This is a genomic window from Streptomyces sp. NPDC017225, from assembly GCF_044331465.1.
GTDB lineage: Bacteria > Actinomycetota > Actinomycetes > Streptomycetales > Streptomycetaceae > Streptomyces.
Window position 1 is genome coordinate 612,339 of the sequence record NZ_JBIRNE010000003.1, and the last position, 25,770, is coordinate 638,108.

At 72.8% G+C, this 25,770-nt stretch carries 17 protein-coding genes; 12 read left to right on the forward strand and 5 right to left on the reverse strand.

Translation table 11 applies throughout. The features are described 5' to 3' along the window. The first annotated feature begins 129 nt into the window (after positions 1-129). The 6 genes from ACH4NX_RS10085 to ACH4NX_RS10110 all read left to right on the forward strand — a co-directional run bounded on the left by ACH4NX_RS10085 (position 130) and on the right by ACH4NX_RS10110 (position 6,932). Entirely contained in the window at positions 130-1,404 is a 1,275-nt protein-coding gene (locus ACH4NX_RS10085) for an FAD-dependent oxidoreductase (protein ID WP_351388110.1), read from the forward strand. Continuing rightward, positions 1,404-4,019, forward strand: coding sequence for a nitrite reductase large subunit NirB (gene nirB, locus ACH4NX_RS10090; RefSeq protein ID WP_398128510.1), 2,616 nt, complete (start codon positions 1,404-1,406; stop codon positions 4,017-4,019). The genes ACH4NX_RS10085 and nirB overlap by 1 nt, the downstream gene beginning before the upstream one ends. Beyond that, a complete protein-coding gene (nirD, locus tag ACH4NX_RS10095; protein WP_351388106.1) occupies positions 4,016-4,381 on the forward strand; it encodes a nitrite reductase small subunit NirD in 366 nt (121 codons plus the stop codon). Before nirB ends, nirD begins: the two co-directional genes overlap by 4 nt. A gap of 48 nt (positions 4,382-4,429) precedes the next feature. Continuing rightward, positions 4,430-5,014, forward strand: coding sequence for a TetR/AcrR family transcriptional regulator (locus ACH4NX_RS10100; RefSeq protein WP_351388103.1), 585 nt, complete (start codon positions 4,430-4,432; stop codon positions 5,012-5,014). An 86-nt stretch (positions 5,015-5,100) separates the two neighbouring features. After that, positions 5,101-5,868: an SDR family NAD(P)-dependent oxidoreductase gene (locus ACH4NX_RS10105; RefSeq protein WP_398128511.1), complete on the forward strand. Its 768-nt coding sequence runs from the start codon at positions 5,101-5,103 to the stop codon at positions 5,866-5,868. Positions 5,869-5,978: 110 nt separating this feature from the next. Beyond that, the gene (locus ACH4NX_RS10110) at positions 5,979-6,932 is read left to right on the forward strand and encodes a superoxide dismutase (RefSeq protein ID WP_351388098.1); all 954 of its coding nucleotides are present in this window, start codon (positions 5,979-5,981) and stop codon (positions 6,930-6,932) included. Between the two features lie 87 nt (positions 6,933-7,019). Here the strand turns inward: ACH4NX_RS10110 and ACH4NX_RS10115 are convergent, their stop codons facing one another. Continuing rightward, complete coding sequence (locus ACH4NX_RS10115) at positions 7,020-7,952, reverse strand: oxidoreductase (RefSeq protein ID WP_351388096.1); 933 nt, start codon at positions 7,950-7,952, stop codon at positions 7,020-7,022. Positions 7,953-8,134: 182 nt separating this feature from the next. Between ACH4NX_RS10115 and ACH4NX_RS10120 the strand changes: the two genes are divergently transcribed. Further along, positions 8,135-8,605, forward strand: a complete 471-nt coding sequence (locus tag ACH4NX_RS10120; RefSeq protein ID WP_351388094.1) for an excalibur calcium-binding domain-containing protein — start codon at positions 8,135-8,137, stop codon at positions 8,603-8,605. Positions 8,606-8,783: 178 nt separating this feature from the next. Here ACH4NX_RS10120 and ppdK read toward each other — a convergent pair whose 3' ends face one another. Further along, the gene (ppdK, locus tag ACH4NX_RS10125; RefSeq protein WP_398128512.1) at positions 8,784-11,513 is read right to left on the reverse strand and encodes a pyruvate, phosphate dikinase; all 2,730 of its coding nucleotides are present in this window, start codon (positions 11,511-11,513) and stop codon (positions 8,784-8,786) included. 499 nt (positions 11,514-12,012) lie between these two features. On the opposite strand from ppdK, the gene ACH4NX_RS10130 reads away from it, so the two are divergent. After that, complete coding sequence (locus tag ACH4NX_RS10130; RefSeq protein WP_398128513.1) at positions 12,013-13,809, forward strand: CDP-alcohol phosphatidyltransferase; 1,797 nt, start codon at positions 12,013-12,015, stop codon at positions 13,807-13,809. On the opposite strand, the gene dusB is transcribed toward ACH4NX_RS10130, so the two are convergent. Continuing rightward, positions 13,810-14,976 carry a tRNA dihydrouridine synthase DusB gene (gene dusB, locus ACH4NX_RS10135; RefSeq protein WP_351388086.1) on the reverse strand — a complete coding sequence of 389 codons (1,167 nt, stop codon included), beginning with the start codon at positions 14,974-14,976 and terminating at the stop codon, positions 13,810-13,812. It lies immediately after the preceding gene. Positions 14,977-15,084: 108 nt separating this feature from the next. Between dusB and ACH4NX_RS10140 the strand changes: the two genes are divergently transcribed. Continuing rightward, complete coding sequence (locus ACH4NX_RS10140) at positions 15,085-16,530, forward strand: MFS transporter (RefSeq protein ID WP_351388084.1); 1,446 nt, start codon at positions 15,085-15,087, stop codon at positions 16,528-16,530. A gap of 191 nt (positions 16,531-16,721) precedes the next feature. Here ACH4NX_RS10140 and ACH4NX_RS10145 read toward each other — a convergent pair whose 3' ends face one another. Next, positions 16,722-21,164 (reverse strand): cation-translocating P-type ATPase, encoded by a 4,443-nt coding sequence (locus ACH4NX_RS10145; RefSeq protein ID WP_398128514.1) that lies wholly within the window; start codon positions 21,162-21,164, stop codon positions 16,722-16,724. Here ACH4NX_RS10145 and ACH4NX_RS10150 point away from each other — a divergent pair. Beyond that, a complete protein-coding gene (locus ACH4NX_RS10150) occupies positions 21,135-22,253 on the forward strand; it encodes a pentapeptide repeat-containing protein (RefSeq protein WP_398128560.1) in 1,119 nt (372 codons plus the stop codon). The genes ACH4NX_RS10145 and ACH4NX_RS10150 overlap by 30 nt on opposite strands. 64 nt (positions 22,254-22,317) lie before the next feature. Here the strand turns inward: ACH4NX_RS10150 and ACH4NX_RS10155 are convergent, their stop codons facing one another. Continuing rightward, complete coding sequence (locus tag ACH4NX_RS10155; protein ID WP_279559296.1) at positions 22,318-23,700, reverse strand: glycine--tRNA ligase; 1,383 nt, start codon at positions 23,698-23,700, stop codon at positions 22,318-22,320. Between the two features lie 216 nt (positions 23,701-23,916). Between ACH4NX_RS10155 and ACH4NX_RS10160 the strand changes: the two genes are divergently transcribed. Beyond that, positions 23,917-24,945 (forward strand): metal ABC transporter substrate-binding protein, encoded by a 1,029-nt coding sequence (locus ACH4NX_RS10160; protein WP_398128515.1) that lies wholly within the window; start codon positions 23,917-23,919, stop codon positions 24,943-24,945. Further along, a complete protein-coding gene (locus ACH4NX_RS10165) occupies positions 24,942-25,760 on the forward strand; it encodes a metal ABC transporter ATP-binding protein (RefSeq protein ID WP_398128516.1) in 819 nt (272 codons plus the stop codon). The genes ACH4NX_RS10160 and ACH4NX_RS10165 overlap by 4 nt, the downstream gene beginning before the upstream one ends. The last annotated feature ends 10 nt before the right edge of the window (positions 25,761-25,770 follow it).

Below are 25,770 nucleotides of genomic sequence, written 5' to 3' on the forward strand. Positions count from 1 at the left end.
TCGCCCGCCTGCTGCCAGGGGCCCGCCCACGCCCCTCACACCCGCCCTCCGCCCCCGCTGAGGGCAGCGTTCCCCGGGGGAAACAGACGCGATGCCACCGGGTAACACCCGCACCGCACGCTCGATGCCATGACCTCGAATACGCGTGTGGTGGTGATCGGCGCCGGACTCGCGGGCGTGACGCTCGCCCGGCGGCTCGGTGAGCTCGGCACGCCCGCGATGGTCGTCGGCGACGAGGAGCACCGCCCGTACAACCGGGTGCTGCTCGCCGAGGTACTGGCCGGACGGTACGGCCCCGAGGTGACCGCCCTGCCGGCACCCGCCGGGCTGCTGCGCGGCCGGGTCACCGGCATCGACCGGGCCGGGCGGACCGTCCGGTGCGCCGACGGCTCGGTGATCGCGTACGACACACTGGTCCTGGCCACCGGCTCCAACGCCGTGCTGCCGCCCCTGCGCGGCCTGTTCACGCCGGACCGGGAGCTGCCCGAGGGCGTGCACGCGTTCCGGACGATGGACGACTGCCTGGCGCTGTCCAAGGCGGTACGGCCCGGGGTGCGGGCCGTCGTCGTCGGGGGCGGGCTGCTCGGGGTGTCCGCCGCCCGCGCGCTGGCCGTGCGCGGCGCGCAGGTCGTGCTCGCCCAGCAGTCCGAGCGGCTCATGGAACGCCAGCTCGACCCGGCCGCCTCCGCGCTCGTACGGCGGCACCTGGAGGACCTCGGCGTCGAGGTGCACACCGAGTGCCGGGTGCGTGACGTGCGCGGCGTCGGCGGGGCGGTGCGGTCGGTGGAGCTGGCCGACGGGTACGCCCTCGGCGCCGACCTGGTCGTCCTGGCCTGCGGGGTCCGGCCGCGCGTCGGCCTCGCGCGGGCGGCGGGGGTGGAGGTCGCCAAGGGCGTGGTCGTCGACGACGAGCTGCGCACCTCCGACCCGCACATCCGCGCCGTCGGCGACTGCGCCCAGCACGCGGGACGCGTGTACGGGCTGGCCGCGCCCGCCCTCGAACAGGCCGGCGCGCTGGCCGAGCTGCTCGCCGGGGACGGCACCGCCGCCCGCTACACGGGCACCCGGTCGCTGACCCGGCTCACTCTCAGCGGGCCCGGCAGCCCCCTCGGCCTCACCGGGTCCGAGAGCCCCGTGGGCCTCACCGGGTCCGGCAGCCCTCTCGACCTCGCCGCGTTCGGCGAGACCGACCCCCGCCCCGGCGACGACGTCGTGCAGCTCGCCGACGCCACCCGGGGCACGTACCGCAAGGTCGTCGTCCGTGACGACCGGCTGGTCGGCGGGGTCCTGGTCGGCGAACTCGGCACCGTCGGCGCGCTCGCGCGCGCCTGGGAGGGAGCAGAGCCGCTCCCGTCCGACGGCGGCCCCCTGCTCCACCTGCTCACCGATGACGGAGGCTCCTGATGTCCACGGACGACATTCCCACGATCGTGCTCGTCGGCCACGGCATGGTCGGCCAGCGCTTCCTCGAAGCGCTCGCCGAGCGCGGCCTGACCGGCACGCACCGCGTGGTCGTGCTGTGCGAGGAGCCGCGCCCCGCCTACGACCGGGTCCAGCTCACCTCGTACTTCTCGGGGAAGACCCCCGAGGACCTGTCGATGACCGACATGGCCTTCATCGCGGAGCACGGCATCGAACTGCGCGTCGGTGACCCGGCCGAGACCGTCGACCGCGAGGCCCGCGAGGTGACCGCCCGCTCCGGGCTGGTCGTCGGCTACGACGTGCTGGTGCTGGCCACCGGCTCCTACCCGTTCGTCCCGCCGGTCCCCGGCAAGGACGCCGAGGGCTGCTTCGTCTACCGGACGATCGAGGACCTGCTCGCCATCGAGGAGTACGCCGAGAACGCGACGACCGGCGCGGTGGTCGGCGGCGGGCTCCTCGGCCTGGAGGCGGCCGGCGCCCTCAAGGGGCTCGGACTCACGTCGCACATCGTGGAGTTCGCGCCCCGGCTGATGCCGGTCCAGGTCGACGAGGGCGGCGGCGCGGCGCTGCTGCGCACCATCGAGGACATGGGCCTGTCCGTGCACACGGGGGTGGGCACGCAGGAGATCCTTACCGGCGAGGACGGCGCCGTCACCGGCATGAAGCTGTCCGACGGTTCCGAACTCGCCACCGACCTGGTGGTGTTCAGCGCCGGTGTCCGCCCCCGCGACCAGCTGGCCCGGGACTGCGGGCTGGCGGTCGGCGAGCGCGGCGGCGTCAGCGTCGACGAGCGGTGCCGTACGGTCACCGACGAGCGCGTCTTCGCGATCGGCGAGTGCGCGCTGGCGGTCGACGGGCGCGTGTACGGACTGGTGGCGCCCGGGTACGAGCAGGCCGAGACGGCCGCCGCGACGATCGCGGCCCAGGAGGCCTCGTTCACCGGCGCCGACCTGTCCACCAAGCTGAAGCTGCTCGGCGTGGACGTGGCGTCCTTCGGCGACGCGCACGGCGCCACCGCGGACTGCCTGGACGTCGTCTACTCCGACTCCCGCGCCGGCCTGTACAAGAAGCTGGTCGTCGGCCGCGACGGCACCCTGCTCGGCGGCATCCTGATCGGTGACGCGGAGGCCTACGGCACCCTGCGCGCCTTCACCGGCTCGGTCCCCCCGGTCTCCCCCGAGTCACTGGTGCTGCCCGCCGGAGCCGGGGCGCCGGCCCAGCTGGGCCCGTCCGCGCTGCCCGACGACGCGGTGATCTGCTCCTGCCACAACGTCACCAAGGGCACGATCCGCGGCGCGGTGACGGAGCACTCCTGCACGACCGTGCCCGAGGTGAGGAACTGCACCAGGGCCGGCACCGGCTGCGGTTCCTGCGTCAAGGTGCTCGGCCAGCTGGTCACCGCCGAGCTGGAGGCGAACGGCGTCGAGGTCGACAAGGGCCTGTGCGGCTGCTTCGCCCAGAGCCGCGAGGAGCTGTACGAGATCGTCGGCGCCCTGCGGATCACCTCCTACCGGGAGCTGCTCGACCGGCACGGCCGCGAGGGCGCCCGGGGCGGTGAGGGCTGCGAGGTCTGCAAGCCGGCGGTCGGCTCGATCATCGCCTCCCTCGCCCCGGCGATCGGCGCGAGCGGCTATGTCCTGGACGGCGAGCAGGCGGCCCTCCAGGACACCAACGACCACTTCCTGGCCAACCTCCAGAGGAACGGCTCGTACTCCGTCGTCCCCCGCATCCCCGGCGGCGAGATCGCCCCCGAGAAGCTGATCGTCATCGGCGAGATCGCCCGCGACTTCGGGCTCTACACGAAGATCACCGGCGGTCAGCGCATCGACATGTTCGGCGCCCGCGTCGAGCAGCTCCCGGTGATCTGGGCCCGGCTGGTGGACGCCGGTTTCGAGTCCGGGCACGCGTACGGGAAGTCGCTGCGCACGGTGAAGTCCTGCGTGGGGCAGACCTGGTGCCGCTACGGCGTCCAGGACTCGGTGCGGATGGCGATCGACCTGGAGCTGCGCTACCGGGGGCTCAGGTCCCCGCACAAGCTGAAGTCGGCGGTCTCCGGGTGCGCCCGCGAGTGCGCCGAGGCCCAGTCGAAGGACTTCGGCGTGATCGCCACCTCCAACGGCTGGAACCTCTACGTCGGCGGCAACGGCGGCGCCACCCCGCGCCACGCGGACCTGCTCGCGCAGGACCTCTCGGACGCCGAACTGGTCCGGCTGATCGACCGGTTCCTGATGTTCTACATCCGCACCGCCGACAGGCTGGAGCGCACCTCCACCTGGCTGGAGCGGATCCCCGGCGGCCTGGACCACGTACGGGACGTCGTCGTGCACGACTCGCTCGGCATCTGCGACGAGCTGGAGTCCCTGATGTCCGCCCACGTCTCGCACTACCGCGACGAGTGGACGGAGACCATCAACGACCCCGAGAAGCTGGCCCGGTTCGTGTCCTTCGTGAACGCGCCCGACGCCCCCGACCCGGTCGTCGGCTTCGTGCCCGAACGCGACCAGATGAAGCCCGACCTGCCGCTGCTGAGCATCGGCCTGCGGCGCACCGAGGAAGACCTCGAAGAAGACCTCCTGGAAGGAAGCACCCGGCGATGACCCTGGCACCCGAGTCCCTGGCACCCGAGACGACCGACCTCAAGGTCCGGCTGCGGCTGACGGACGACTGGTTCACCGCCTGCGACCTGGGCGCCCTGCTCCCGGGCCGGGGCGTCGCGGCCCTGCTGCCGGACGGCGGCCAGGTGGCCCTCTTCCGCGACCGGAACGGCGAGCTGTACGCCATCGGCAACCGGGACCCGTTCACCGGGGCGGCGGTCCTCTCCCGCGGCCTGACCGGCACCCACCGGGGCCGCCCGTTCGTCGCCTCCCCGCTGCTCAAGCAGCGCTTCGACCTGGCGACCGGGCAGTGCCTGGACGACGAGGCGGTCCGGGTGGAGACGTACGAGGTGAAGGCCGCCTGACTCCACCTTTATTGACCGTTCGTTCCACAGAGGTCTACGCTGCGACACGTGGCCAGGACCAAGGAGTTCGATCCGGACGCCGCGCTGCGGGCAGCCGTCGAGCTGTTCTGGCGGCGCGGCTACGAGGCGACGTCGATGTCCGACCTCGTGGAGCATCTCGGCATCGGGCGCGCCAGCATCTACGCGACCTTCGGCAACAAGCACGAGCTGTACCTGAAGGCCCTGGAGCGCTACGAGCGGGGAAATCTCCCGGACCTGCTGGAGGAGCTGTCCCGGCCGGGCCCGGCCCTGCCGGGCGTACGCTCCCTGGTGCGGCGCTACGCCGCCGAGGCGACCGCCGACGACCTGCGAGGACGCGGCTGCTTCGTCACCAACACCGCGGCCGAGCTGGCGCCGCGCGACCCGGCCGCCGCGCGGCGGGTCGAGCGCAACTGGGACCAGCTCGAAACCGTGCTGCACTCGGCACTGGTCCGGGCCCGGGCCCAGGGCGAACTGCCCGCCGGCCGTGACCCGCTGACCCTCGCCCGCATGCTGCTCGTGCTGCTCCAGGGGCTGCGGGTGGTCGGGAAGGCGTCACCGGACCCGGCGCGGGTTCGGGACGCGGCGGAACAGGCACTGGCCCTGCTCGACTGAGGCACCGGGCACCCCCTCTCGGACTCCGGAGGGGCGCTTTTCACGACCTCATAATGAACCGTTCGGTCAAGAAAAAGGGGAGATTCATGACCACCCAGCGCTTCACCGGCAGGACCGCCCTCGTCACCGGCGCGGGCTCCGGCATCGGACGGGCCGTCGCCCTCGGCCTCGCCGCCGAGGGCGCGCACGTCGTCGTCGCCGGGCGCAGGAGGGAGCCGCTCGACGAGACGGTGGCCCTGATCGAGGCGGCGGGCGGCAAGGCGCTGGCCGTCACCGCCGACGTCACGCGGTCCGCCGACGTACGGGCCGCCGTGGACGCCGCCGTGGAACACTTCGGCTCCCTCGACGTGGCCGTCAACAACGCGGGCGTCTTCCACGGCGGGTCCCCCGTGGCCGATCTCGCCGAGGAGGACTGGCACGCACAGCTCGACATCAACGTCAGCGGTGTGTTCCTCGCCCTGCGGGCGGAGGTCCGCCAGATGCGCACCCAGCCGGGCGGCGGCACGATCGTGAACATCGCCTCCACCTTCGGCGTGCACGAGCGCAGCCCGGGCGCCACCGCCTACGCGGCCACCAAGGCGGCCGTCTCGGTGCTCACCCGGGGCGCCGCCCTGGACCACATCGCGGACGGCGTCCGCGTCAACGCCGTCAGCCCGGGCGCCACCGCGACCTCCATGTCCCTGCTGCCCGGCGAGACGGAGGCGGAGCGGGCCGAGCGCATGCGGAGCGAGACACCGCTCGGCCGGGTCTCGTCGGTGGCGGAGGTCGCGGCGGCCGTGCTGTACCTGGCGTCGGACGACGCGGCGTCGGTGGTGGGCATCGACCTGGTGGTGGACGGCGGGCAGACGGCCTGATCGCCCGGGACGGCTGTCGGTTTCCTGCCAAACCCGGCCGGCACCTCGAATTCGCCCCGGCCGTCGGGTTTCATCGAGGCCCACACCCTTCTCGCCCGGAGGCCCGCCCCATGACTCGGAACCACCAAGCCCGACCGTCCCGGCGCGCGCTGCTCGGCGGTGCCGCCGGCGCCGCGCTGGCGGTGGCCGCCGGTACCGGCTCCGCCGAGGCCGCCACCGCCTCCACGACCGTGTGGCCGACCGAGTTCCCACTGCCCGACGGCTGGCTGCCCGAGGGCATCACCATCGGGCGCGGGCCCTACGCCTACCTGGGCTCGCGCGCCGACGGCGCCGTCTACCGCACCGACCTGCGCACCGGCGAGGGCCGGGTCGTCCACGAGGGCAGTACGGGCCTCGCGGCCATCGGCCTGAAACTGGACCACGACGGCCTGCTGTACGTCGCCGGGGGCGGCGGCGGAACCGCCCGGATCGTCGACGCCCGCACCGGCGAACTGCTGCGCACCCACCAACTCACCGAGACGACCGGCCACTTCGTCAACGACGTGGTACTGCTCGGTGACCGCGCCTGGTTCACCGACTCGTACGGCCCCGTCCTGTACGGCGTCCCGCGCGGCCGGCGCGGTGGCGTGCGCACGCTGCCGCTGACCGGCGACTGGGAGCAGACGCCGGACGTCATCAACGCCAACGGCGTCGTCTCCACTCCCGACGGGCGCGGACTGATCGTCGTCAGGATGGCGGCGGGCGAGCTGCACCGCGTCAGCCTCACCACCGGCCGCGCCACCCGGATCAGACTGGTCGGCGCGGACGACGTGGTCAACGGCGACGGCCTGGTCCGGGTCGGCCGCACGCTGTACGTCGTCCAGAACCGGAACAACCTGGTCAGCGTCTGGGACCTGGACGCGAGGGCCGGCCGGGCGACCCTGCGCCGCACGATCACCGACCCCCGCTTCGACGTCCCCGCCACCGCCGCCCGCTTCGGCGACCGCCTCTACCTCGTCAACGCGCGCTTCACCAGCCCTCAGACGCCCGAGACGACGTTCACGGCGGTGGCGGTACGGCGCTGAGCCACCCAGGGCGTCAGCGCGCCGTACCGAACAGCCCAGGACGTCAGCGCGCCGCGTCGAACAGCTCAAGGCGTCAGCGCGTCGGCGTCAGGCCCCCAGCGCCTCGTAGGTGACACCCGTCAGCCGCTCGGAGGCGGCCCACAGCCGCTCCCCCATCGCGTCGTCGGTGGTCCAGGGCGCCCGCCAGGACGGTGCGGGCGCCCCGCGCCACATCGCGAAGGACGGGCCGGTGAAGGAGTCGGCGGGTACGCCGGGCGCGGTCGCCGCGTACAGGACGGGCAGCGCGCCCGACTCGGCGGGCTGGGCGACGACCCGGTTCGCGAGCCGCATCATCCGCTCGGCGAGCCGGCGCCCCTCCGCGCGGGGCCCGGCGGTGAGCAGATTCGTCTCCGCGTATCCCGGGTGGGCGGCGACCGCGCGCACGTCCGAGGCGCCGTCCCGGGCCGCGAGCCGGCGCGCCAGCTCGTGGGTGAAGAGCAGGTTGGCGGACTTGGAGCGGGCGTAGGCGGTCCAGCGCCCGTACCGCCGTACGTTGTTGAGGTCGCGCGGATCGACGTTGGCCAGCGCGTGCATGAAGCTGGAGACGGTCACGACGCGGGCGCCCGGCGTGGCGAGCAGGGTCGGCAGCAGCAGCCCGGTGAGGGCGAAGTGGCCCAGGTGGTTGACGCCGAACTGCGTCTCGAAGCCGTCCGACGTCGTCCCGTGGGGCAGCGCCATGACCCCGGCGTTGTTGACGAGGAGGTCGACCCGCTCATAGGGCAGCCCGTACGCGAACTCGCGGACGGAGGCCAGGTCGCCGAGGTCCAGCCGCGCCACTTCCACGGTGGCGTCCGGCACCTCGCCGAGGAGCCGCTCCACGGCGTCACTCCCCCGCGCCTCGCTGCGGCAGGCGAGCACCACGCACGCGCCCTTGCGCGCCAGCTCGCGGGCCACCACGTAACCGAGGCCGCTGTTGGCGCCGGTGACGACGGCGACGCGCCCGTCCAGGCCGGGCATGTCGCCCACGTTCCAGCCGGTCATCAACGGCTCCTTCCCTGGTCCGGACCCCTCTCACCGTACGCGCCGACACTCCGGAGCGGAGAGTTACCGTCCGGTCACGTCACGTTCGCGTCACGAGTCCTTCATATCGCCACCACATCTCCGGTACCTCAATAGCTTCGTCACCTCATATCCGCTCATCCACACCATCTCCGGGACTCTCGATGAACCTGCTCCGCAAGCCCGTCGCCGTGACCGTCGCCGCGCTGGCCCTGGCCGCCCTGCCGACCGCCGCCCAGGCCCACGAAGGCACCCACCCGTTCGAGAACTGCACCGAGGCGTACGACAACGGGTACTCCAACATCAAGAAGGGCGACAAGCACTACGGGGAGCACCTGGACCGCGACAACGACGGCGTCGGCTGCGACAAGCCGCCCGCCGGCTTCGTGCCGGCCGGCGACAAGGACGCCGGCGACAAGGGCGACGACTCGGCCGGCTCCGGGAACGCGGAGAGCTCCGGCAGCGGCGAGGCCGGTGGCGCGAAGGAGGCCGCCGGGCAGCAGGGCGCCGACCTGGCCGAGACCGGCGGCGACGACACCACCCCGTACATCGCGGCGGGCGGCGCGGCCGTCGTGCTCGCCGGCGGCGGACTGCTGCTGGCCGTGAACAGGCGGCGCAACGCCGGCACCCGCTGACACCACGCGGCACGAGGCCGGGGAGAGAAGACCGCGGAGGCGGCACCCCCGCACAGGGTGCCGCCTTCTTTCCGTGGTCCGGAGCCGCCGCCGATCGGTGAGGGTGGTCGGGTGACAGACGACGGCTCCGGGGCCTGAGGCCCCCATGGGGGCTACCGGTGGTCGCTACCGGTGCTCGCTACCGGTGGTCGCTGCCTTTGGACCGCGACGCCGCCCGGCCGGCCTCCAGGCGGGCCACCGGAATCCGGAACGGGGAGCAGGAGACGTAGTCCAGGCCCACCTCGTGGAAGAAGTGCACCGACTCCGGGTCGCCGCCGTGCTCACCGCAGACGCCGAGCTTGAGGTCGGGGCGGGTGGCGCGGCCGGCCTTCGCGGCGGCGGCGACCAGGGAGCCGACGCCGTCCCTGTCGATCGTCTCGAACGGGGAGACGCCGAAGATGCCCTTCTCCAGGTAGGCCGTGAAGAAGCTGGCCTCCACGTCGTCGCGGCTGAAGCCCCACACGGTCTGGGTCAGGTCGTTGGTGCCGAAGGAGAAGAACTCCGCGGCCTCGGCGATCTGCCCGGCGGTCAGCGCGGCGCGCGGCAGCTCGATCATCGTGCCGATCGACAGCCTGAGCTTCGCGCCCGTGGCGGCCTCGACCTCGGCGATGACCTGGTCGGCCTCGTCGCGGACGATCTCCAGCTCCTGGACGGTGCCGACCAGCGGGATCATGACCTCCGCGCGCGGGTCGCCCTTGGCCGCCCTGCGCTCGGCCGCAGCCTCGGCGATCGCCCGCACCTGCATGGTGAACAGACCGGGGATGACCAGGCCGAGACGGACGCCGCGCAGGCCCAGCATCGGGTTCTGCTCGTGCAGGCGGTGCACGGCCTGGAGCAGGCGCAGCTCGTTCTCGTGCGGCTCCTGCCGGGACTCGGCGAGTGCGACGCGCACCGACAGTTCGGTGATGTCCGGCAGGAACTCGTGCAGCGGCGGGTCGAGGAGGCGGATGGTGACCGGCAGGCCGTCCATCGCCTCGAACAGCTCGACGAAGTCCCGCCTCTGGAGCGGGAGCAGCGCCTGAAGGGACTCCTCGCGCTCGGCCTCGGTGTCGGCCAGGATCAGCCGCTCCACCAGTTCGCGCCGGTCGCCGAGGAACATGTGCTCGGTGCGGCACAGGCCGATGCCCTGGGCCCCGAAGCGGCGGGCGCGCAGCGCGTCCTCGGCGTTGTCGGCGTTGGCGCGCACCCGCAGCCGGCGCTTGCGGTCGGCGAAGGCCATGATGCGGTGCACGGCCTCGACCAGTTCGTCGGCGTCCTCGGCGCCCGCGTGCATACGGCCCTCGAAGTACTCGACGACCGGGGAGGGCACGACCGGGACCTCGCCCAGGTAGACCTTGCCGGAGGAGCCGTCGATGGAGATCACGTCGCCCTCCTCGACGACGTGCCCGCCGGGCACGGTCATCCGGCGGCGCTTGGTGTCGACCTCCAGCTCCTCCGCGCCGCAGACACAGGTCTTGCCCATGCCGCGCGCGACCACGGCCGCGTGGGAGGTCTTGCCGCCGCGCGAGGTCAGGATGCCCTCGGCGGCGATCATGCCGTCCAGGTCGTCGGGGTTGGTCTCGCGGCGGACCAGGATGACCTTCTCGCCGGAGCGGGACCACTTCACGGCGGTGTACGAGTCGAAGACCGCCTTGCCGACCGCCGCGCCCGGCGAGGCCGCGATGCCCCGGCCCACCTTCTCGACCTTGGCGTCGTCGTCGAAGCGCGGGAACATCAGCTGTGCGAGCTGGGCGCCGTTGACGCGCTGGAGGGCCTCGGCCTCGTCGATCAGGCCCTGGTCGACGAGCTGGGTGGCGATGCGGAAGGCCGCGCCCGCCGTGCGCTTGCCGACGCGGGTCTGGAGCATCCACAGCTGACCGCGCTCGATGGTGAACTCGATGTCGCAGAGGTCCAGGTAGTGGTTCTCCAGCGTCTCCATGATCCGCATCAGCTGGTCGTACGACTTCTTGTCGATCTGCTCCAGCTCCGCCAGCGCGACGGTGTTGCGGATGCCGGCGACGACGTCCTCGCCCTGGGCGTTCTGGAGGTAGTCGCCGTAGACGCCCTGGTGGCCGGAGGCGGGGTCGCGGGTGAAGGCGACGCCCGTGCCGGAGTCGGGGCCCAGGTTGCCGAAGACCATGGAGCAGACGTTGACGGCGGTGCCCAGGTCGTGCGGGATGCGCTCCTGACGGCGGTAGAGCTTGGCGCGCTCGCCGTTCCAGGAGTCGAAGACGGCCTTGATGGCCAGGTCCATCTGCTCGCGCGGGTCCTGCGGGAAGTCCCGGCCGGCCTCGGTCTTGACGATCTTCTTGAACTTGGTGACCAGCTTCTTGAGGTCGGCGGCCTCCAGTTCGGTGTCGACCGCGACCTTCTTGGCCGCCTTCGCCGCCTCCAGCGCCTCCTCGAAGAGGTCGCCGTCGACGCCGAGGACGGTCTTGCCGAACATCTGGATCAGGCGGCGGTAGGAGTCCCAGGCGAAGCGGTCGTCGCCGGCCTGCTTGGCCAGGCCCTGCACCGACCTGTCGGAGAGGCCGATGTTGAGGACCGTGTCCATCATGCCGGGCATGGAGAACTTGGCCCCGGAGCGGACCGACACGAGGAGGGGGTCGTCGGCCTGGCCGAGCTTCTTGCCCATCCTGGCTTCGAGGGCGTCGAGGTGCGCACTCACCTCGTCACGCAGTGCCGCCGGCTCCTCGCCACTGTCGAGGTAGGTCTTGCAGGCCTCGGTGGTGATCGTGAAGCCGGGAGGGACCGGAAGGCCCAGGTTGGTCATCTCGGCGAGGTTGGCGCCCTTGCCGCCGAGGAGGTCCTTGAGGTCCTTGTTGCCCTCGGTGAAGTCGTAAACGAACTTCGCCGTGTTCGCTACCTGGGGTTCTTTGTTTTCCGACACGGGTCTCGACTCCTCGAGGACGCGGTGGCTGCCCTGACGGCGAGGAATGTACCCAGATCAAAGGCTCCTGGGTACGTCCACTTGCGCGTCATGCGCCTGTAACCACTCGTCCGCCAGCGGATCGAAAGTCAAGGCTTGGCAAGCGACCGAGGCATTGTGTTTTCACTTCTTGAACGAATGGCCTCTCAGGGCCTCCGTCTGGCGCTCTTCTGAGCGTCATTCTCTACGTTTGAGTTCGATCGGTGAACGATCAAGCTATGGCACTGAGTGCCACACCTTGAGAAGGTGGAATCGCTCGAGATCTGCTCATCTGAGCGCTACCTCTATCAGAGGTGGCGAGAATCACGCTGCCACAGGCCACCGGATTTCACCATGCGGACGTGATCCCGGCCGCGGTGAACACACCGCGCACGGCGGACGTACGACAGGGCGGCGGGTCCGGCCCCCTCGCCGGGCCCGCCGTCCACCGGGTCACGTACGCGTACGGAAGGACCTTCGGGTGCCTGTCATCTCGCCTTTCCGCCGGCCGTCGCGGACCGCCGGCACACCCGGCACCCCCGCCGACGCCACCGAAGACTTCGCAGCTCCGGAAGCTCCGCAGCTCGCCGCGCTCCCGTCCTCCAAGGCCCGCCTCGCCCACTGGCGCGCGTGGCGCACCCGGTACCCCCGCACCGCCCGCGCCGTCCGCCGCGCCACCACCGCCCTCGCCGCCGGCCTCCTGTTCGGGGCGCTGCTGCTGCCGAACACCTTCGCCGCCCTTGAGCCGAACCGGTTCGCGCGCGTCCCGGTGGAGGCGGTCATCGCGGCGGTGCTGCTGCTCTGCCTGCCGCGCGTACCGCGGCTGGTGGCGGCGGCGCTCTTCGGCCTCGCACTGGGCGCGCTGACCGTGCTGAACCTGCTCGACATGGGCTTCACCGAGTACCTGGGCCGGGGCTTCAACGTCGTCCTGGACTGGGGCCTGCTGGACGACGCCCAGTCGTACGTGGCGGACTCGATGGGCGGGGCGGCGGCGGCCTGGGCGGCGGTGGGCGCGGTCGTGGGCGTCCTGCTCCTGCTGGTGCTCATGGCGCTGGCCGCGGTCCGGCTCGGCGAACTGCTCGCCGCGCACCGGGAGCGGGCGGCCGGGGGCGCGCTGATGGCGGCCACCGTGTGGATGACCTGTGTGGCGCTGGGTGTGCAGACCTTCGGCGTGCCGGTCGCCGCCCGCGGCGCCTCCGCGGCGCTCCAGGCGCAGGCGCACCGGGTGGTGGACACGCTGCGGGACGAGGCGGCGTTCGCGAAGGAGGCGAGGGCGGACCGCTTCGGTGCCACGCCCGGCGCACAGCTGGTGCCGGACCTGCGCGGCAAGGACGTGATCTTCACGTTCATCGAGAGCTACGGCCGCAGCGCCCTCGAGGACCCGGTCATGGCACCGGGTGTCGCCCGGACCCTGGCCACCGGCACGAAGGAGCTGGCCGGGGCCGGCTTCCGGGCGCGGAGCGGCTGGCTGACGTCGTCGACGTTCGGGGGCAGCAGCTGGCTCGGCCACTCCACGTTCATGTCGGGCCTGTGGGTCGACAACCAGCAGCGCTACCGCACCGTCACCGCGGGCGACCACCTCACCCTCACCAAGGCGTTCGGGAAGACCGGCGGCTGGGACACGGTCGGCGTGATGCCGGGTGTGCGGAAGGCCTGGCCGGAGGCGGAGTGGTACGGGCTCGACACGGTCTACGACGCGTTCGACGTCGGCTACGAGGGCCCGAAGTTCAGCTGGTCGACCATGCCCGACCAGTACGCGCTGGAGGCCTTCCAGCGGCTGGAGCACGGCAGGGAGCGGGACCGGCCGCTGATGGCGGAGATCATCCTGACCTCCAGCCACCAGCCCTGGGCACCGGTCCCGGAGATGGTCGGCTGGGAGGAGGTCGGCGACGGCTCGGTCTTCGACGGCATCGAGGCGTCGGGCGTGCGGGCGTCCGACGTCATCGCCGACACCACCCGGTCCAAGGAGGAGTACGGCAGGTCGGTCGAGTACTCGCTCACCAGCCTCACGCAGTGGCTGGAGCGCTACGGCACCGACGACACCGTCCTGGTCTTCCTCGGCGACCACCAGCCGCTCGCCCGGGTCAGCGGCGACAGGGCGAGCCGGGACGTACCCGTCTCGATCGTCGCCAGGGACCCGGAGGTGCTCGACGCGATCGACGACTGGGACTGGACGGAAGGGCTGAAGCCCGCCCAGGACGCCCCGGTGTGGAAGATGAACTCCTTCCGCGACCGCTTCCTGACGGCGTACGGCTCCACGCCGCACCCCACGGGCTGATCAGCCGCCGGAGGTGTCCAGCTCCGCGTCCTCGCCGACACCCGCGCAGTCGTACGGGTCCTTCAGCCAGCCGTCGGGCAGGACGACGCGGTTGTTGCCGGAGGTGCGGCCCCGGGGGCCGTCGGCGCCGGTGGGCCAGGGCTGGTCGAGGTCCAGCTCGTCCAGCCCGGCACGCAGTGCCTCCAGGGAGGAGGTGATCGCGAGCCGCTTGCGCATCTCGGAGCCCACCGCGAAGCCCTTCAGGTACCAGGCGACGTGCTTGCGGAAGTCGATGACGCCGCGCGCCTCGTCGCCGATCCACTCGCCGAGCAGGGTGGCGTGCCGGACCATCACGTCGGCGACCTCGCGCAGGGACGGACGCGCGAAGGCCTCCGTACGTCCCTCGAAGGCGGCGACCAGGTCGGCGAAGAGCCACGGCCGCCCCAGGCACCCGCGCCCGACCACGACGCCGTCGCAGCCGGTCTCGCGCACCATGCGCAGCGCGTCCTCGGCGGACCAGATGTCGCCGTTGCCGAGGACGGGGATCTCCGGGACGTGCTCCTTCAGGCGGGCGATGGCGTCCCAGTCGGCGGTGCCGCCGTAGTGCTGGGCGGTGGTGCGGCCGTGCAGGGCGACGGCGCTCACGCCCTCCTCGACGGCGATGCGGCCGGCGTCGAGGAAGGTGAGGTGATCGTCGTCGATGCCCTTGCGCATCTTCATGGTGACGGGCAGGTCGCCGGCGCCGGTGACGGCCTCGCGGACGATGGCCCGCAGCAGGTTCCGCTTGTACGGGAGGGCCGAGCCGCCGCCCTTGCGGGTCACCTTGGGCACGGGGCAGCCGAAGTTCAGGTCGATGTGGTCGGCGAGGCCCTCCTCCGCGATCATGCGGACGGCCTTGCCCACGGTCACCGGGTCGACGCCGTACAGCTGGATCGAACGCGGCGTCTCGGTCGCGTCGAAGTGGATCAGCTGCATGGTCTTCTCGTTGCGCTCGACCAGCGCCCGGGTGGTGATCATCTCGCTCACGAACAGGCCCTTGCCCCCACTGAACTCCCTGCACAGCGTGCGGAAGGGCGCGTTGGTGATCCCGGCCATCGGCGCCAGCACGACGGGCGGCGCGACGGTGTGCGGGCCGACCCGCAACGGCCGGGTGGTGGTGCTGGGGGCGGGCGCTGTGGGCGTGGACATTCCTCCATTGTCACGCACGCGGGACGGTGCTCGCCGCGCCCCGGAGGCGAAGATCATGCATGGGTCATTAGTTAACCGCACTATCGAAACGCGCGTACGATGGCGGCCATGCCGGAGCTCACCCACCGCCGCCGTCTGCTCGTGCTCGGGATCTGCTGCATGAGCCTGCTGATCGTGAGCATCGACAACACGATCCTCAACGTCGCCCTCCCCGCCATGCAGCGCGACTTCGACGCGAGCACGTCGGGACTCCAGTGGGCGATCGACGCGTACACGCTGGTACTGGCCGCGCTGCTGATGCTCGCCGGTTCCACGGCCGACCGGATCGGCCGCAAGCGGGTCTTCATGACGGGGCTGGTGGTCTTCACCCTCGGCTCGCTGCTGTGCTCGCTGGCACCGGACCTGTCCTGGCTGGTCGTGTTCCGGATGATGCAGGCGGTGGGCGGCTCCATGCTCAACCCGGTCGCCATGTCGATCATCACCAACACCTTCACCGACCCGCGCGAGCGCGCCCGCGCGATCGGGGTGTGGGGCGCGGTCGTCGGCATATCCATGGCCGCCGGTCCGCTGGTGGGCGGCCTGCTGGTGGAGTCGGTCGGCTGGCGCTCGATCTTCTGGGTCAACCTGCCGGTGGGCCTCGCCGCCCTCCTGCTCACCCTCCGCCACGTCCCCGAGTCCCGCGCGCCCAAGGCCCGCCGCCCCGACCCGCTGGGCCAGCTGATGGTGATCGTGCTGTTCGGTTCGCTGACGTACGCGATCATCGAGGCGCCGCACGCCGGGCTCGCGACGGTACTGCCCTTCGCCGTGCTGGCCCTCGCCGCGCTGCTCGGCCTGCTCATCTACGAACCCCGCCGCGCGGAACCCCTCATCGACCTGCGCTTCTTCCGGTCGGCGCCGTTCAGCGGGGCCACCGTCATCGCGGTCAGCGCCTTCGCCGCGCTGGGCGGCTTCCTCTTCCTGTCCACGCTGTACCTCCAGAACGTGCGCGGGCTGAGCGCCCTGCACGCCGGGTTGTGGATGCTGCCGATGGCCGTGCCGACGTTCCTGTGCGCCCCGCTGTCCGGGCGGCTGGTCGGCACCCGGGGGCCGCGGCTGCCCCTGCTGATCGCGGGCGGCGCGCTGAGCGTGAGCGGGGTGCTGTTCGCCGCCTTCGAGGCCGAGACGTCCAACGTCACCCTCTTCCTCGGCTACGTCCTCTTCGGCGTCGGCTTCGGCTTCGTCAACGCGCCCATCACCAACACCGCCGTCTCCGGCATGCCCCGCGCCCAGGCCGGCGTCGCCGCCGCCGTCGCCTCCACCAGCCGCCAGCTGGGTCAGACCCTGGGCGTGGCGGTGGTCGGCGCGGTGCTCGCGGCGGGCGTGGGCGCGTCGTCGTACCGGGACACCTTCGTCTCCGCCGCCCGCCCCGGCTGGTGGATCCTGGCCGCCTGCGGCTTCGCGGTCCTTCTCCTCGGCGCCGTCACGAACGGCCACTGGGCCCGCCGCACGGCCGAACGGACGGCCGAGCGCCTGGAGTCGGCAAAGGTGCGGGAGGCGGCACGATCGGGCGCGTGAACGACACGCCCGTACACCCCCGTACACGCGGGGCGCGACTCCCCTGCGACTCGCCGCACACCAATACGCCGCCCCCGCCGCATCCGCCAGGGGCGCGGGGACCTGCGCGCCCAGCCCTCACCCACCCGCGGCCGGCACACGGCCCACCCCGGATCCCCGCCCCGGGCCCGCGCTCACGCTCACGCTCACGCTCACGCCAGAACGCTTCGCGCCGCCGCCGGCAGCCGCTCCGCCACCTTCGGCCAGTACTTCACGACCGCCTCCTCCACCTGCGGCAGCGCCCGCTGCCCCGCCAGTGCCAGGGCGATCGCCGCGGCCACGCCCGCCCAGGCCACCGGGCCCAGCGGGGTGCAGCCGAAGAGCTGGCTGGCGCCCGGGGTCTGGACCAGGGCGACCAGGGCCGCGGCGGATCCCAGCGACGTGACCTGGACCAGGCGGCTGCCGCGGCGGTCGGCCAGGGTCTGGGCGAGCTGGGTGCCGACCACGGCGCACAGGGCCATCGTCGTCGAACGGCGCCCCGTTCCCGGCGTGAAGCGGCCGAGGAGCCAGGCCGCGGTCGCGCCGAGTGCCGTGGTCAGTGCCCGGTGCCGGATCTGGCGGATCAGGGGCTCGCCCAGCACCGCCGTGCCCAGCGGCGTGCCCGCGTCGGCCTCCTCCTGCTCGGGGTCCCCCGTGGGCGTCACCGCCACCGCCATCGCGGGGAACAGGTCGGTGAACAGGTTGACCAGCAGCATCTGCCGGGTGGACAGCGGGGCGGCGCCGCCGAGGACGGTGCCGAGGATGCCGAAGCCGACCTCGCCCGCGTTGCCGCCGATCAGGATGGCGATGGCGTCGGCGACGCTGTGCCACAGCGCCCGGCCCTCCCGGACCGCCTCCACCAGCACCAGCAGGTCGTCTCCCGTCACCACCAGGTCGGCGGCGTTGCGGGCGGCGGCCGAGCCGCGCGCGCTGATGCCGACGCCGATGTCGGCGGCGCGGATGGCGGCGGCGTCGTTGGCGCCGTCGCCGACCATGCCGACGACCCGCCCGGCGTCCCGCAGCGACTCGACGACCTGGAGCTTCTGCTCGGGCGCCACCCGGGCCACGACGTCCGCGTCGCGCAGCATGCGGGAGCGGACCGTGCGGTCGGCGGCGGCGAGTTCGTCGCCGGTGACCACGACCGCGTCCTCGGGCCAGCCCAGGTCGACGGCGATGGCGTGGGCGGTCTGCGGATGGTCGCCGGTCAGCACCACGGGCCGTACGCCCGCCTCGCGCAGCCCGCGCACCAGCGCCGGGGACGTCTCGCGGGCCACGTCGGCCAGCGCGAGCATTCCGGTGAACTCCAGCTTCGACGGCTGCTGTTCGAGTACGTCGGCCGCCTTCTCATTCCGGCGCAGGGGCCGGCGGGCCACCGCGATGATGCGCAGTCCGTCGCGGGCCAGGCTCTGCGCCACCTCCCAGGCGTGCGACGGCAGGTCGGCGCAGGCGGGCAGCACGGTCTCCGGGGCGCCCTTGACGACCAGCTCCGGCGCCCCGTCCCCGTCGCGTCCGACGGCGGCGGCGTAGCCGCGGGAGGTCTCGAAGGGCAGGCCCTCGTCCTGCGTCCACTGCGGGTCGTCCCCGGCGGCGTCCAGTACGGCCTCGTCGGTGGCGTGGGTGGGGCGGGTCCCCTCGCCGTCCAGGCGGGGGCAGGCGCGCGCGGCGATCCGTACGGCGCCGGCGGCGTCCGGGTCGTCCACCTTGCGTACCGTGCCGTCGGCACCGGCGACCCGCGTCAGCCGCAGCTTGTTCTCGGTGAGCGTGCCCGTCTTGTCGAAGCAGATGGTGTCCATGCGGCCCAGCGCCTCCAGTGTGCGCGGGGTGCGCACCAGGACGCCGCGGCGGCTGAGCCGGCGGGCCGCGGCCAGTTGCGCCACCGTCGCCACCAGCGGCAGCCCCTCGGGCACCGCCGCGACCGCCACCGACACACCACCGGCGACGGCCTGCCGGATCGGCGCCCCGCGCAGCAGCGAGAGGCCGGTCACGGCGGCCCCGCCGGCCAGGGTGAGCGGGAGCGCCTTGCGGGTGAGTTCCTGGAGCCTGGCCTGCACACCGGCCGCCGAGGGCGTACGGGCGGCCAGCGCGACCGCCCGCGCCGCCTCGGTGTGGTCGCCGGTGTCGACGACGACGGCCTGGGCCCGCCCCGCCACCACGGTCGTGCCCTCGAAGACCATGCAGAACCGCTCGGCCACCGGGGCGCGGGGCGCCGGGTCCACGCACTTGTCCACCGGCAGCGACTCACCGGTCAGCGCGGACTCGTCCACCTCCAGGCCGTCCTCCCACAGCAGCCGGGCGTCGGCGGGCACGACGTCGTCCGCCTTCAGCTCGATCACATGGCCGGGGTGCAGTCTGGCCGCGTCCATGATCCGCGACTCGCCCGGCCCGGTCCCCGGCTCGCCCTCCCGAGAGGGTTCGTCGCCCCTTCGCGACGGCTCCTCGGTGGCCCGTGAGGGTTCCTCGGCGACCCGCGCCTTCTGCTTCTGCTCCGCCAGCAGCCCCGACAGCGCCCGTTCGGCGCGCAGCCGCTGGAACCCGCCGACCAGCGCGTTCAGGTCGAGCGCCCCGACCACCAGCAGGGCGTCCACGACCGAGCCGAGGATCGCCGACGCGGCCGAGCCGACCGCCAGCACGGGAGTGAGCGGATCGTCCAGTTCACCGCGTACGGCCCGGGCCAGCTGCCACGACCAGCGCGCGGGGGCCAGTGCCCGTACCCGGCCCGCCCGGTCGGCGACCGCGTGCAGCCGGCCCATGGCCTGCTCGACGACGGTCGGCTCGGGTTCGCGCTCGTGGTCCAGCCGGTCCCGTACGTCGTCCGGGTCCAGCGCGTGCCACGCCACCCGCGCCCGGGGGTGCGGGGCGCGGGCCATCGCCACGCCGAGGGCGGCGCGCGTCCCGGACAGCAGGGCCGCCGCCGCGCTCACGTCGACCGGCGCGTGCCGCAGCCCGGACAGCGCCGAACCGACACCCCCGCCACCGTCCTTGCCCTTGCCCTTGCCCTTGCCCCGTGCCTCGCCGACCGCCACCAGCAGCCCGGACAGCGCGGCCCCGGAGCGGGCCAGCGTCTGCGACCGGTGCCCGATCGCGCGGGCCGCCGGCACCGCCCGCAGCAGCCGCCACACGTCGGGGAGACCCTGCGGCGCGAGCACGTCCGCGCCCCACGCCACCGGGCAGTTGCCGTCGGCCAGCGCGACGGCCACGTCCCCGCCGAGCAGCCCGGCGGTCACCGTCTCGTCGTCGCCGGGCCGGGGCCGTACGACGGTGACGACGCCGCCCTCGGCGCGCAGTTCGTCCACGACCTGCCGCAACGGCCGCTTCGCGCTGACCACTTGGTCGGCGAGACCGGTGAAGTCGGCCAGCGCCGGGTCCTCCACCATCACCACGCGCAGGCCCGCGCGCCGCGCCGCGTCCAGCACGTCCTCGGTCCACGGGTCCGCGCCCGCGTCCGGCACCCGCAGCGCACTCGGATGCAGGACGACCGTGGCGGCCATCTCCAGCTGCCGCAGCCGCTCGGGGTCGCGTACGAGTACGCCGGTACGGGACAGCGCGGCGCTCAGTACGGCGTGGAAGGCGGCGGGGCCGTAGCGCGCGGCCTTGGGCGAACCGGCCAGCACCGCCTCGGCGGCCTCGGCCACGTCGTGCTTGACCAGCAGGGTCGCCGCCGCGCCCGCCACACTGCCGGTCGAGGCGTGGGCGGCGTAGTCCTGGGCGGGGGAGCTCCGCAGCGGCGGTCGCAGGGAGGGGTCGGCGGGCAGACTGGCCCGGCCCGGGACGCAGAGCCGGTCGTGCACGACCTCGAAGGTCGCCGTCCGGGTCACCGCCTCCGTCAGCTGGCAGACGCGCAGCGCCCCGTCGAGCACCAGCGAGGTGTAGCTCTGACCGGCGCCGTGGACGGCCGCGTTGGCGGCGGCCAGCGCCACGTCCATGCCGTGCGCGCCGAGCCGTGCGCGCAGCCAGGCACGGAAGGTCGGGTTCTCGCGCAGCAGCGTCGCCACCGCCGTCACCAGGCGGGGCGAGGGCGGCAGTCGCAGGCGCGCGCCGGTCACGGCGGCGGCGATGCCCAGGGCGTCGGCCCCCAGGGCGGCGGCCGCGACGCGCACCGAGGCCGGGTCGCCGGGGTGGGCCAGTTCCTCCACCGGATCGCCCGGGCCGCGTTGCTCCGCCCGGGTCAGTCCGTGCCGCTCGGCGAGTTCGGTGGCCCGGTCCACCACCCGGTCGGTGAGCGCCTCCTCGGTCGCGGTCACCACGAGCCGGGCTAGGCCGGTGTCCCAGTAGGCGAGTGCCACGTCCGGGTGCTCGGCCAGGGCGGTCGCCACCCGGCGCGCGACGCGTTCCGTGCCGCCCGCCCGGCGTACCTCCTCCGTCGCGGCCGGCCGGAGCGCGAGGTGCGCCCGGTGTCCGGCCCGCCAGTCCCGGGTGCCGCCCGGCAGCGCGGCGCGGGCGACCCGTGCCGCGCGTGCCGCGAAGTCCGCGCCGCGCACACCGGCGCGTGCGGTGCCCGCCGCGGCGCCGGCCGCGGCGCCCACCGCGGGTGCGGTGCCGCGCGCGAGCAGCCGGGGACCGGCCAGGACGAATCCGGTGACGGTGTCCTGGGAGCGCGTCAGAAGTCCACCGACCATCGTTGTCTCTCAGCCCGCCTTCCGGGTGGATGCCGCCGTCTTCTTCCGGCTACGGCCGCCCGCGGTACCGGTGGGCCGGCTGGTGGACGCCTTGGTCTTGGAGGTGCCGCGGGAGGACGTGCTCCGGGAGGTGCCGGCCGTGGACTTCCTGGCGGTGGCCTTCTTGGCGGTGGCCTTCTTCGGGGTGGTCTTCTTCGCGGCGGCCTTCTTGGCGGTGGTCGTCTTGGCCGTGCTCTTGTTCGCCGGGCTCGCCTTCGCGGTGCTCTTCTCGGCGGGACCGGACTTCGCGGTGCCCGTCTTCGCCGCGCTCGTCTTCGCCGCGCTTGTCTTGGCCGCGCTTGTCTTGGCCGCGCTCGTCTTCGCCGGGCTCTTCGTCGCCGGGCTCTTCTTGGCGGCGGTCTGCGTTCCGGCGGTCTTCTTGGCGGTATTCCGCGCGGTGCTCTTCGCCGCAGCGGTGCTCTTCTTCGCCGCACCCGACGCGGCCGCACCCGCCTCGGCGGTACCTGCCGTACCGGCCTTCTTCGTACCGCCGCCGTTCGCTTCGCCCCCGCCGGAGGCCTTCGCCCCGTGATCCGTCACCCGCGCGGCGCCCCCGCCCGGCGACTCCTTGCGCCGTGGCTGCGTCAGCCAGGCCACCGCCGCTCCGGTGACGGCCACCGGCCACTCCACCAGTCCGGCGATGCCCAGCACCCCGGCGCCCGTGTACACGACCACCCGCCGCCCACGCGGCGACACCGCTCCCAACCTGTCCAGCGCGCCCTCGGCGGTCCTGCCGACCGTCTCGGCGCCCGGCACCTTCCGCAGCGCCGATGCGGCCGCGTGCAACGGTCGCGGGAGCGTCTGCGCCGACTTCTGCTCAGCCATGACTGTTCGTCCTCGCCCTGTGCATGCCGTGGGGAGCGCATGCTGTGGAAACCCTGGGAACATCACCTTCCGCATTTCTGCGGGTTCCCGCACTTCGGGCACTCATCCCCACGAGCTCGCCACGGCCTCCGGGCCGGAGCGCGCGCCGCCCCCGGGCCGCCGAAGGACGAACCAAGGCCCGCGAGAACGCCGAATGCCCGCCCCTCACCCGACCGAGTCGGGTGAGGGGCGGGCACAGTCCCCGAGGCCCAGGAGGCGAAGCCCCCGGTACCTCAACGGCGACGGGCGTTCAGCAGCCGACGAGCCGCGAGGCCAGGTATCCCTCGATCTGGTCCAGCGACACACGCTCCTGCTTCATCGTGTCCCGCTCCCGCACCGTCACGGCGTTGTCCTCGAGCGTGTCGAAGTCGACCGTCACGCAGAACGGCGTACCGATCTCGTCCTGACGCCGGTAGCGGCGACCGATCGCACCGGCGTCGTCGAAGTCGATGTTCCAGTTCTGCCGCAGCGCCTGGGCGAGGCCCTTGGCCTTGGGCGACAGCTCCGGGTTGCGGGACAGCGGCAGGACGGCGACCTTCACCGGCGCGAGGCGCGGGTCGAGGCGCAGCACCGTGCGCTTCTCCAGCTTGCCCTTGGCGTTCGGCGCCTCGTCCTCGATGTACGCGTCGAGCAGGAAGGCGAGCATCGCGCGCCCGACACCGGCCGCCGGCTCGATGACGTACGGCGTCCAGCGCTCGCCGGCCTCCTGGTCGAAGTAGGAGAGGTCCTGGCCGGAGGCCTTGGCGTGCGAGGAGAGGTCGTAGTCCGTCCGGTTGGCGACACCCTCCAGCTCGCCCCACTCGCTGCCGCCGAAGGAGAAGCGGTACTCGATGTCGGCGGTGCGCTTGGAGTAGTGGGAGAGCTTCTCGGCCGGGTGCTCGAACCAGCGCATGTTCTCCTCACGCAGGCCCAGGCCGGTGTACCAGTTCCAGCGCTGCTCCATCCAGTACTCCTGCCACTTCTCGTCCTCGCCCGGCTTGACGAAGAACTCCATCTCCATCTGCTCGAACTCGCGGGTCCGGAAGATGAAGTTGCCGGGCGTGATCTCGTTGCGGAAGGACTTGCCCATCTGGGCGATGCCGAACGGCGGCTTGCGGCGCGAAGTGGTCTGCACCTGGGCGAAGTTGGTGAAGATGCCCTGTGCGGTCTCGGGCCGCAGGTAGGCGACGGAGCCGCTGTCCTGGGTCGGGCCGAGGTGGGTGGAGAGCAGACCGGAGAACTGCTTGGGCTCGGTGAAGGTGCCCTTGTTGCCGCAGTTGGGGCAGTTGAGGTCCGCGAGGCCGTTCTCCGGGGCGCGGCCCTTCTTCTCCTCGTAGGCCTCTTCCAGGTGGTCTGCGCGGAACCGCTTGTGGCACGAGGTGCACTCGGTCAGCGGGTCCGTGAAGGTGGCGACGTGGCCGGAGGCCACCCAGACATCGGGGGCCAGGATCACGGACGAGTCGAGACCGACGACGTCCTCGCGCGAGGTGACCATGTAGCGCCACCACTGGCGCTTGAGGTTCTCCTTGAGCTCGACACCCAGCGGCCCGTAGTCCCAGGCGGCGCGCTGACCGCCGTAGATCTCACTGCACGGGAATACGAAGCCACGGCGCTTGCTCAGGCTGACGATGGTGTCGATCTTGTCGGCGGCCACGGTGCTCTCTTCATTACGACGACGGGCGACGAAGCGAGATGCTTCCAGAGAATGCCTCAGGTTACCGGCGTGGACTGCCCCTCGGCCAAATCGGGGCCCACCTGGGCTCCCGCCCGTCCACCGGCCGGACCCGCGGCCCGGCTCCTCGCCCGGCCCGAGCCCGCCGGACCGACCGTTTGTTGACAACGGTTTCCATATTTGTTGAAAATGAATGCCATGAACGTACGACGACGACACATATCCGGCATAGCAGTCACCGCGGCCGCCGCGCTCGGCCTCGGGACCCTCTCCGCCTGCTCCGGCGACAGCGCCGCGGCGGGCAACACCGACAAGTTCGACGTCGTCGCGTCGTTCTACCCCATGGCCTTCCTCGCCGAGCGGATCGGCGGCGACCACGTCAACGTCAGCAGCCTGACCCAGCCCGGCCAGGAGCCGCACGACCTGGAGCTCAGCACCAAGCAGCGCGCGCAGCTGGAGGAGACCGACGCGGCGCTCTTCCTCACAGGTCTCCAGCCCGCCGTCGACGAGGCCATCGGCCAGTCCGGCGTCAAGACGAAGATCGACGCGGCCACGCTGACCGCCCTGGAGGAGCACGGCGCCGAGGCCGGCGGCCACGACCACGAGGGCGAGGCCGCCCACGAGGAGGAGCACGCCGGTGAAGAGCACGCCGGTGAAGAGCACACCGAGGAAGAGCACGGCCACGACCACAGCCACGAGGCCGGCGGCAAGGACCCCCACATCTGGCTCGACCCGGTCAAGTACGCCGAGGTCGCCGAGGGTGTCGGCAAGGCCTTCGAGAAGGCCGACCCCGACCATGCCGCCGACTACAAGAAGAACACCGAGGCCCTGGTCAAGCAGCTCGGCGACCTGAACACGAAGTTCGAGACCGGCCTGAAGGACACGGACACCAAGGTCTTCATCACCACGCACTCCGCCTTCGGCTACCTCGCCGAGCGCTACGGCCTGACCGAGGAGGCCATCAGCGGTCTCAGCCCCGAGGCCGAGCCCAGCGCCGCCCGGGTCAAGGAGCTTGAGAAGATGGCCAAGGCCGACGGCGTCTCCACGATCTTCTACGAGACGCTCGTCAGCGACAAGACCGCGAAGACGGTCGCCCAGGACTCCAACCTCAAGACGGACGTCCTCGACCCGCTCGAGGGCATCACCGACAAGTCCCGCGGCGACGACTACTTCCAGGTCATGGAAGCCAACCTCAAGGCACTGCGGACGGCTCTGGGAGCCAAATGACCAACCCTCTGGAGGGCAGCGGCATGAACGAGCCCGTGAGCAGGCCCGTCGACGAGCCCGTCATATCCCTGCGCGGCGTCCGCGCCGAGCTCGGCTCACGCCCCGTCCTGCGCGGCATCGACCTCACCGTGGGCCGCGGCGAGGTCGTCGCCCTGCTCGGCGCCAACGGCTCGGGCAAGTCCACGGCCGTACGCACCGTCATCGGCCAGGTACCGGTCACGGCCGGCGAGATCGAACTGTTCGGCACCCCGCGCCGCCGGTTCCGCGACTGGGCGCGCGTGGGCTACGTCCCGCAGCGCACCACGGCCGCGGGCGGCGTCCCCGCGACGGTGACCGAGGTCGTCTCGTCCGGCCGGCTCTCCCGGGCCCGCTTCGGCATCCTGCGCGGGGCCGACCACGAGGCCGTACGCAGGGCCATCGACCTGGTCGGCATGGCGGACAGGGCCAAGGACTCCGTGGACGCCCTCTCCGGCGGCCAGCACCAGCGGGTACTGATCGCCCGCGCGCTCGCCTCCGAACCCGAGCTGCTGATCATGGACGAGCCGATGGCCGGCGTCGACCTGGCCAGCCAGGAGGTCCTGGCCGCCACCCTGCGCGAGCAGGTCGCGGCCGGCTCCACCGTCCTGCTCGTGCTGCACGAGCTGGGCCCGCTGGAGCCCCTGATCGACCGGGCCGTGGTGCTCCGCGACGGCTGCGTCCTGCACGACGGCCCGCCCCCCAAGGCGGTCGGCCAGCACGCGCTGCCCGGCCACGACCACGTACACCCGCACGCGGCGGCCGGCGCCGAACCGATCCGCACCGGACTGCTGAGCTGAGAAGGCCCCC

Coding starts and splice junctions, on each gene's coding strand:
- ACH4NX_RS10115 (WP_351388096.1), bottom strand. CDS start 7,952: ATGACCGGCTGGAACGTGGGCGACATGCCCGGCCTGGACGGGCGCGTC.
- ACH4NX_RS10105 (WP_398128511.1), top strand. CDS start 5,101: ATGACCACCCAGCGCTTCACCGGCAGGACCGCCCTCGTCACCGGCGCG.
- ACH4NX_RS10110 (WP_351388098.1), top strand. CDS start 5,979: ATGACTCGGAACCACCAAGCCCGACCGTCCCGGCGCGCGCTGCTCGGC.
- ACH4NX_RS10120 (WP_351388094.1), top strand. CDS start 8,135: ATGAACCTGCTCCGCAAGCCCGTCGCCGTGACCGTCGCCGCGCTGGCC.
- ACH4NX_RS10160 (WP_398128515.1), top strand. CDS start 23,917: ATGAACGTACGACGACGACACATATCCGGCATAGCAGTCACCGCGGCC.
- nirB (WP_398128510.1), top strand. CDS start 1,404: ATGTCCACGGACGACATTCCCACGATCGTGCTCGTCGGCCACGGCATG.
- ACH4NX_RS10145 (WP_398128514.1), bottom strand. CDS start 21,164: ATGGTCGGTGGACTTCTGACGCGCTCCCAGGACACCGTCACCGGATTC.
- ACH4NX_RS10165 (WP_398128516.1), top strand. CDS start 24,942: ATGACCAACCCTCTGGAGGGCAGCGGCATGAACGAGCCCGTGAGCAGG.
- dusB (WP_351388086.1), bottom strand. CDS start 14,976: ATGTCCACGCCCACAGCGCCCGCCCCCAGCACCACCACCCGGCCGTTG.
- ACH4NX_RS10140 (WP_351388084.1), top strand. CDS start 15,085: ATGCCGGAGCTCACCCACCGCCGCCGTCTGCTCGTGCTCGGGATCTGC.
- nirD (WP_351388106.1), top strand. CDS start 4,016: ATGACCCTGGCACCCGAGTCCCTGGCACCCGAGACGACCGACCTCAAG.
- ACH4NX_RS10085 (WP_351388110.1), top strand. CDS start 130: ATGACCTCGAATACGCGTGTGGTGGTGATCGGCGCCGGACTCGCGGGC.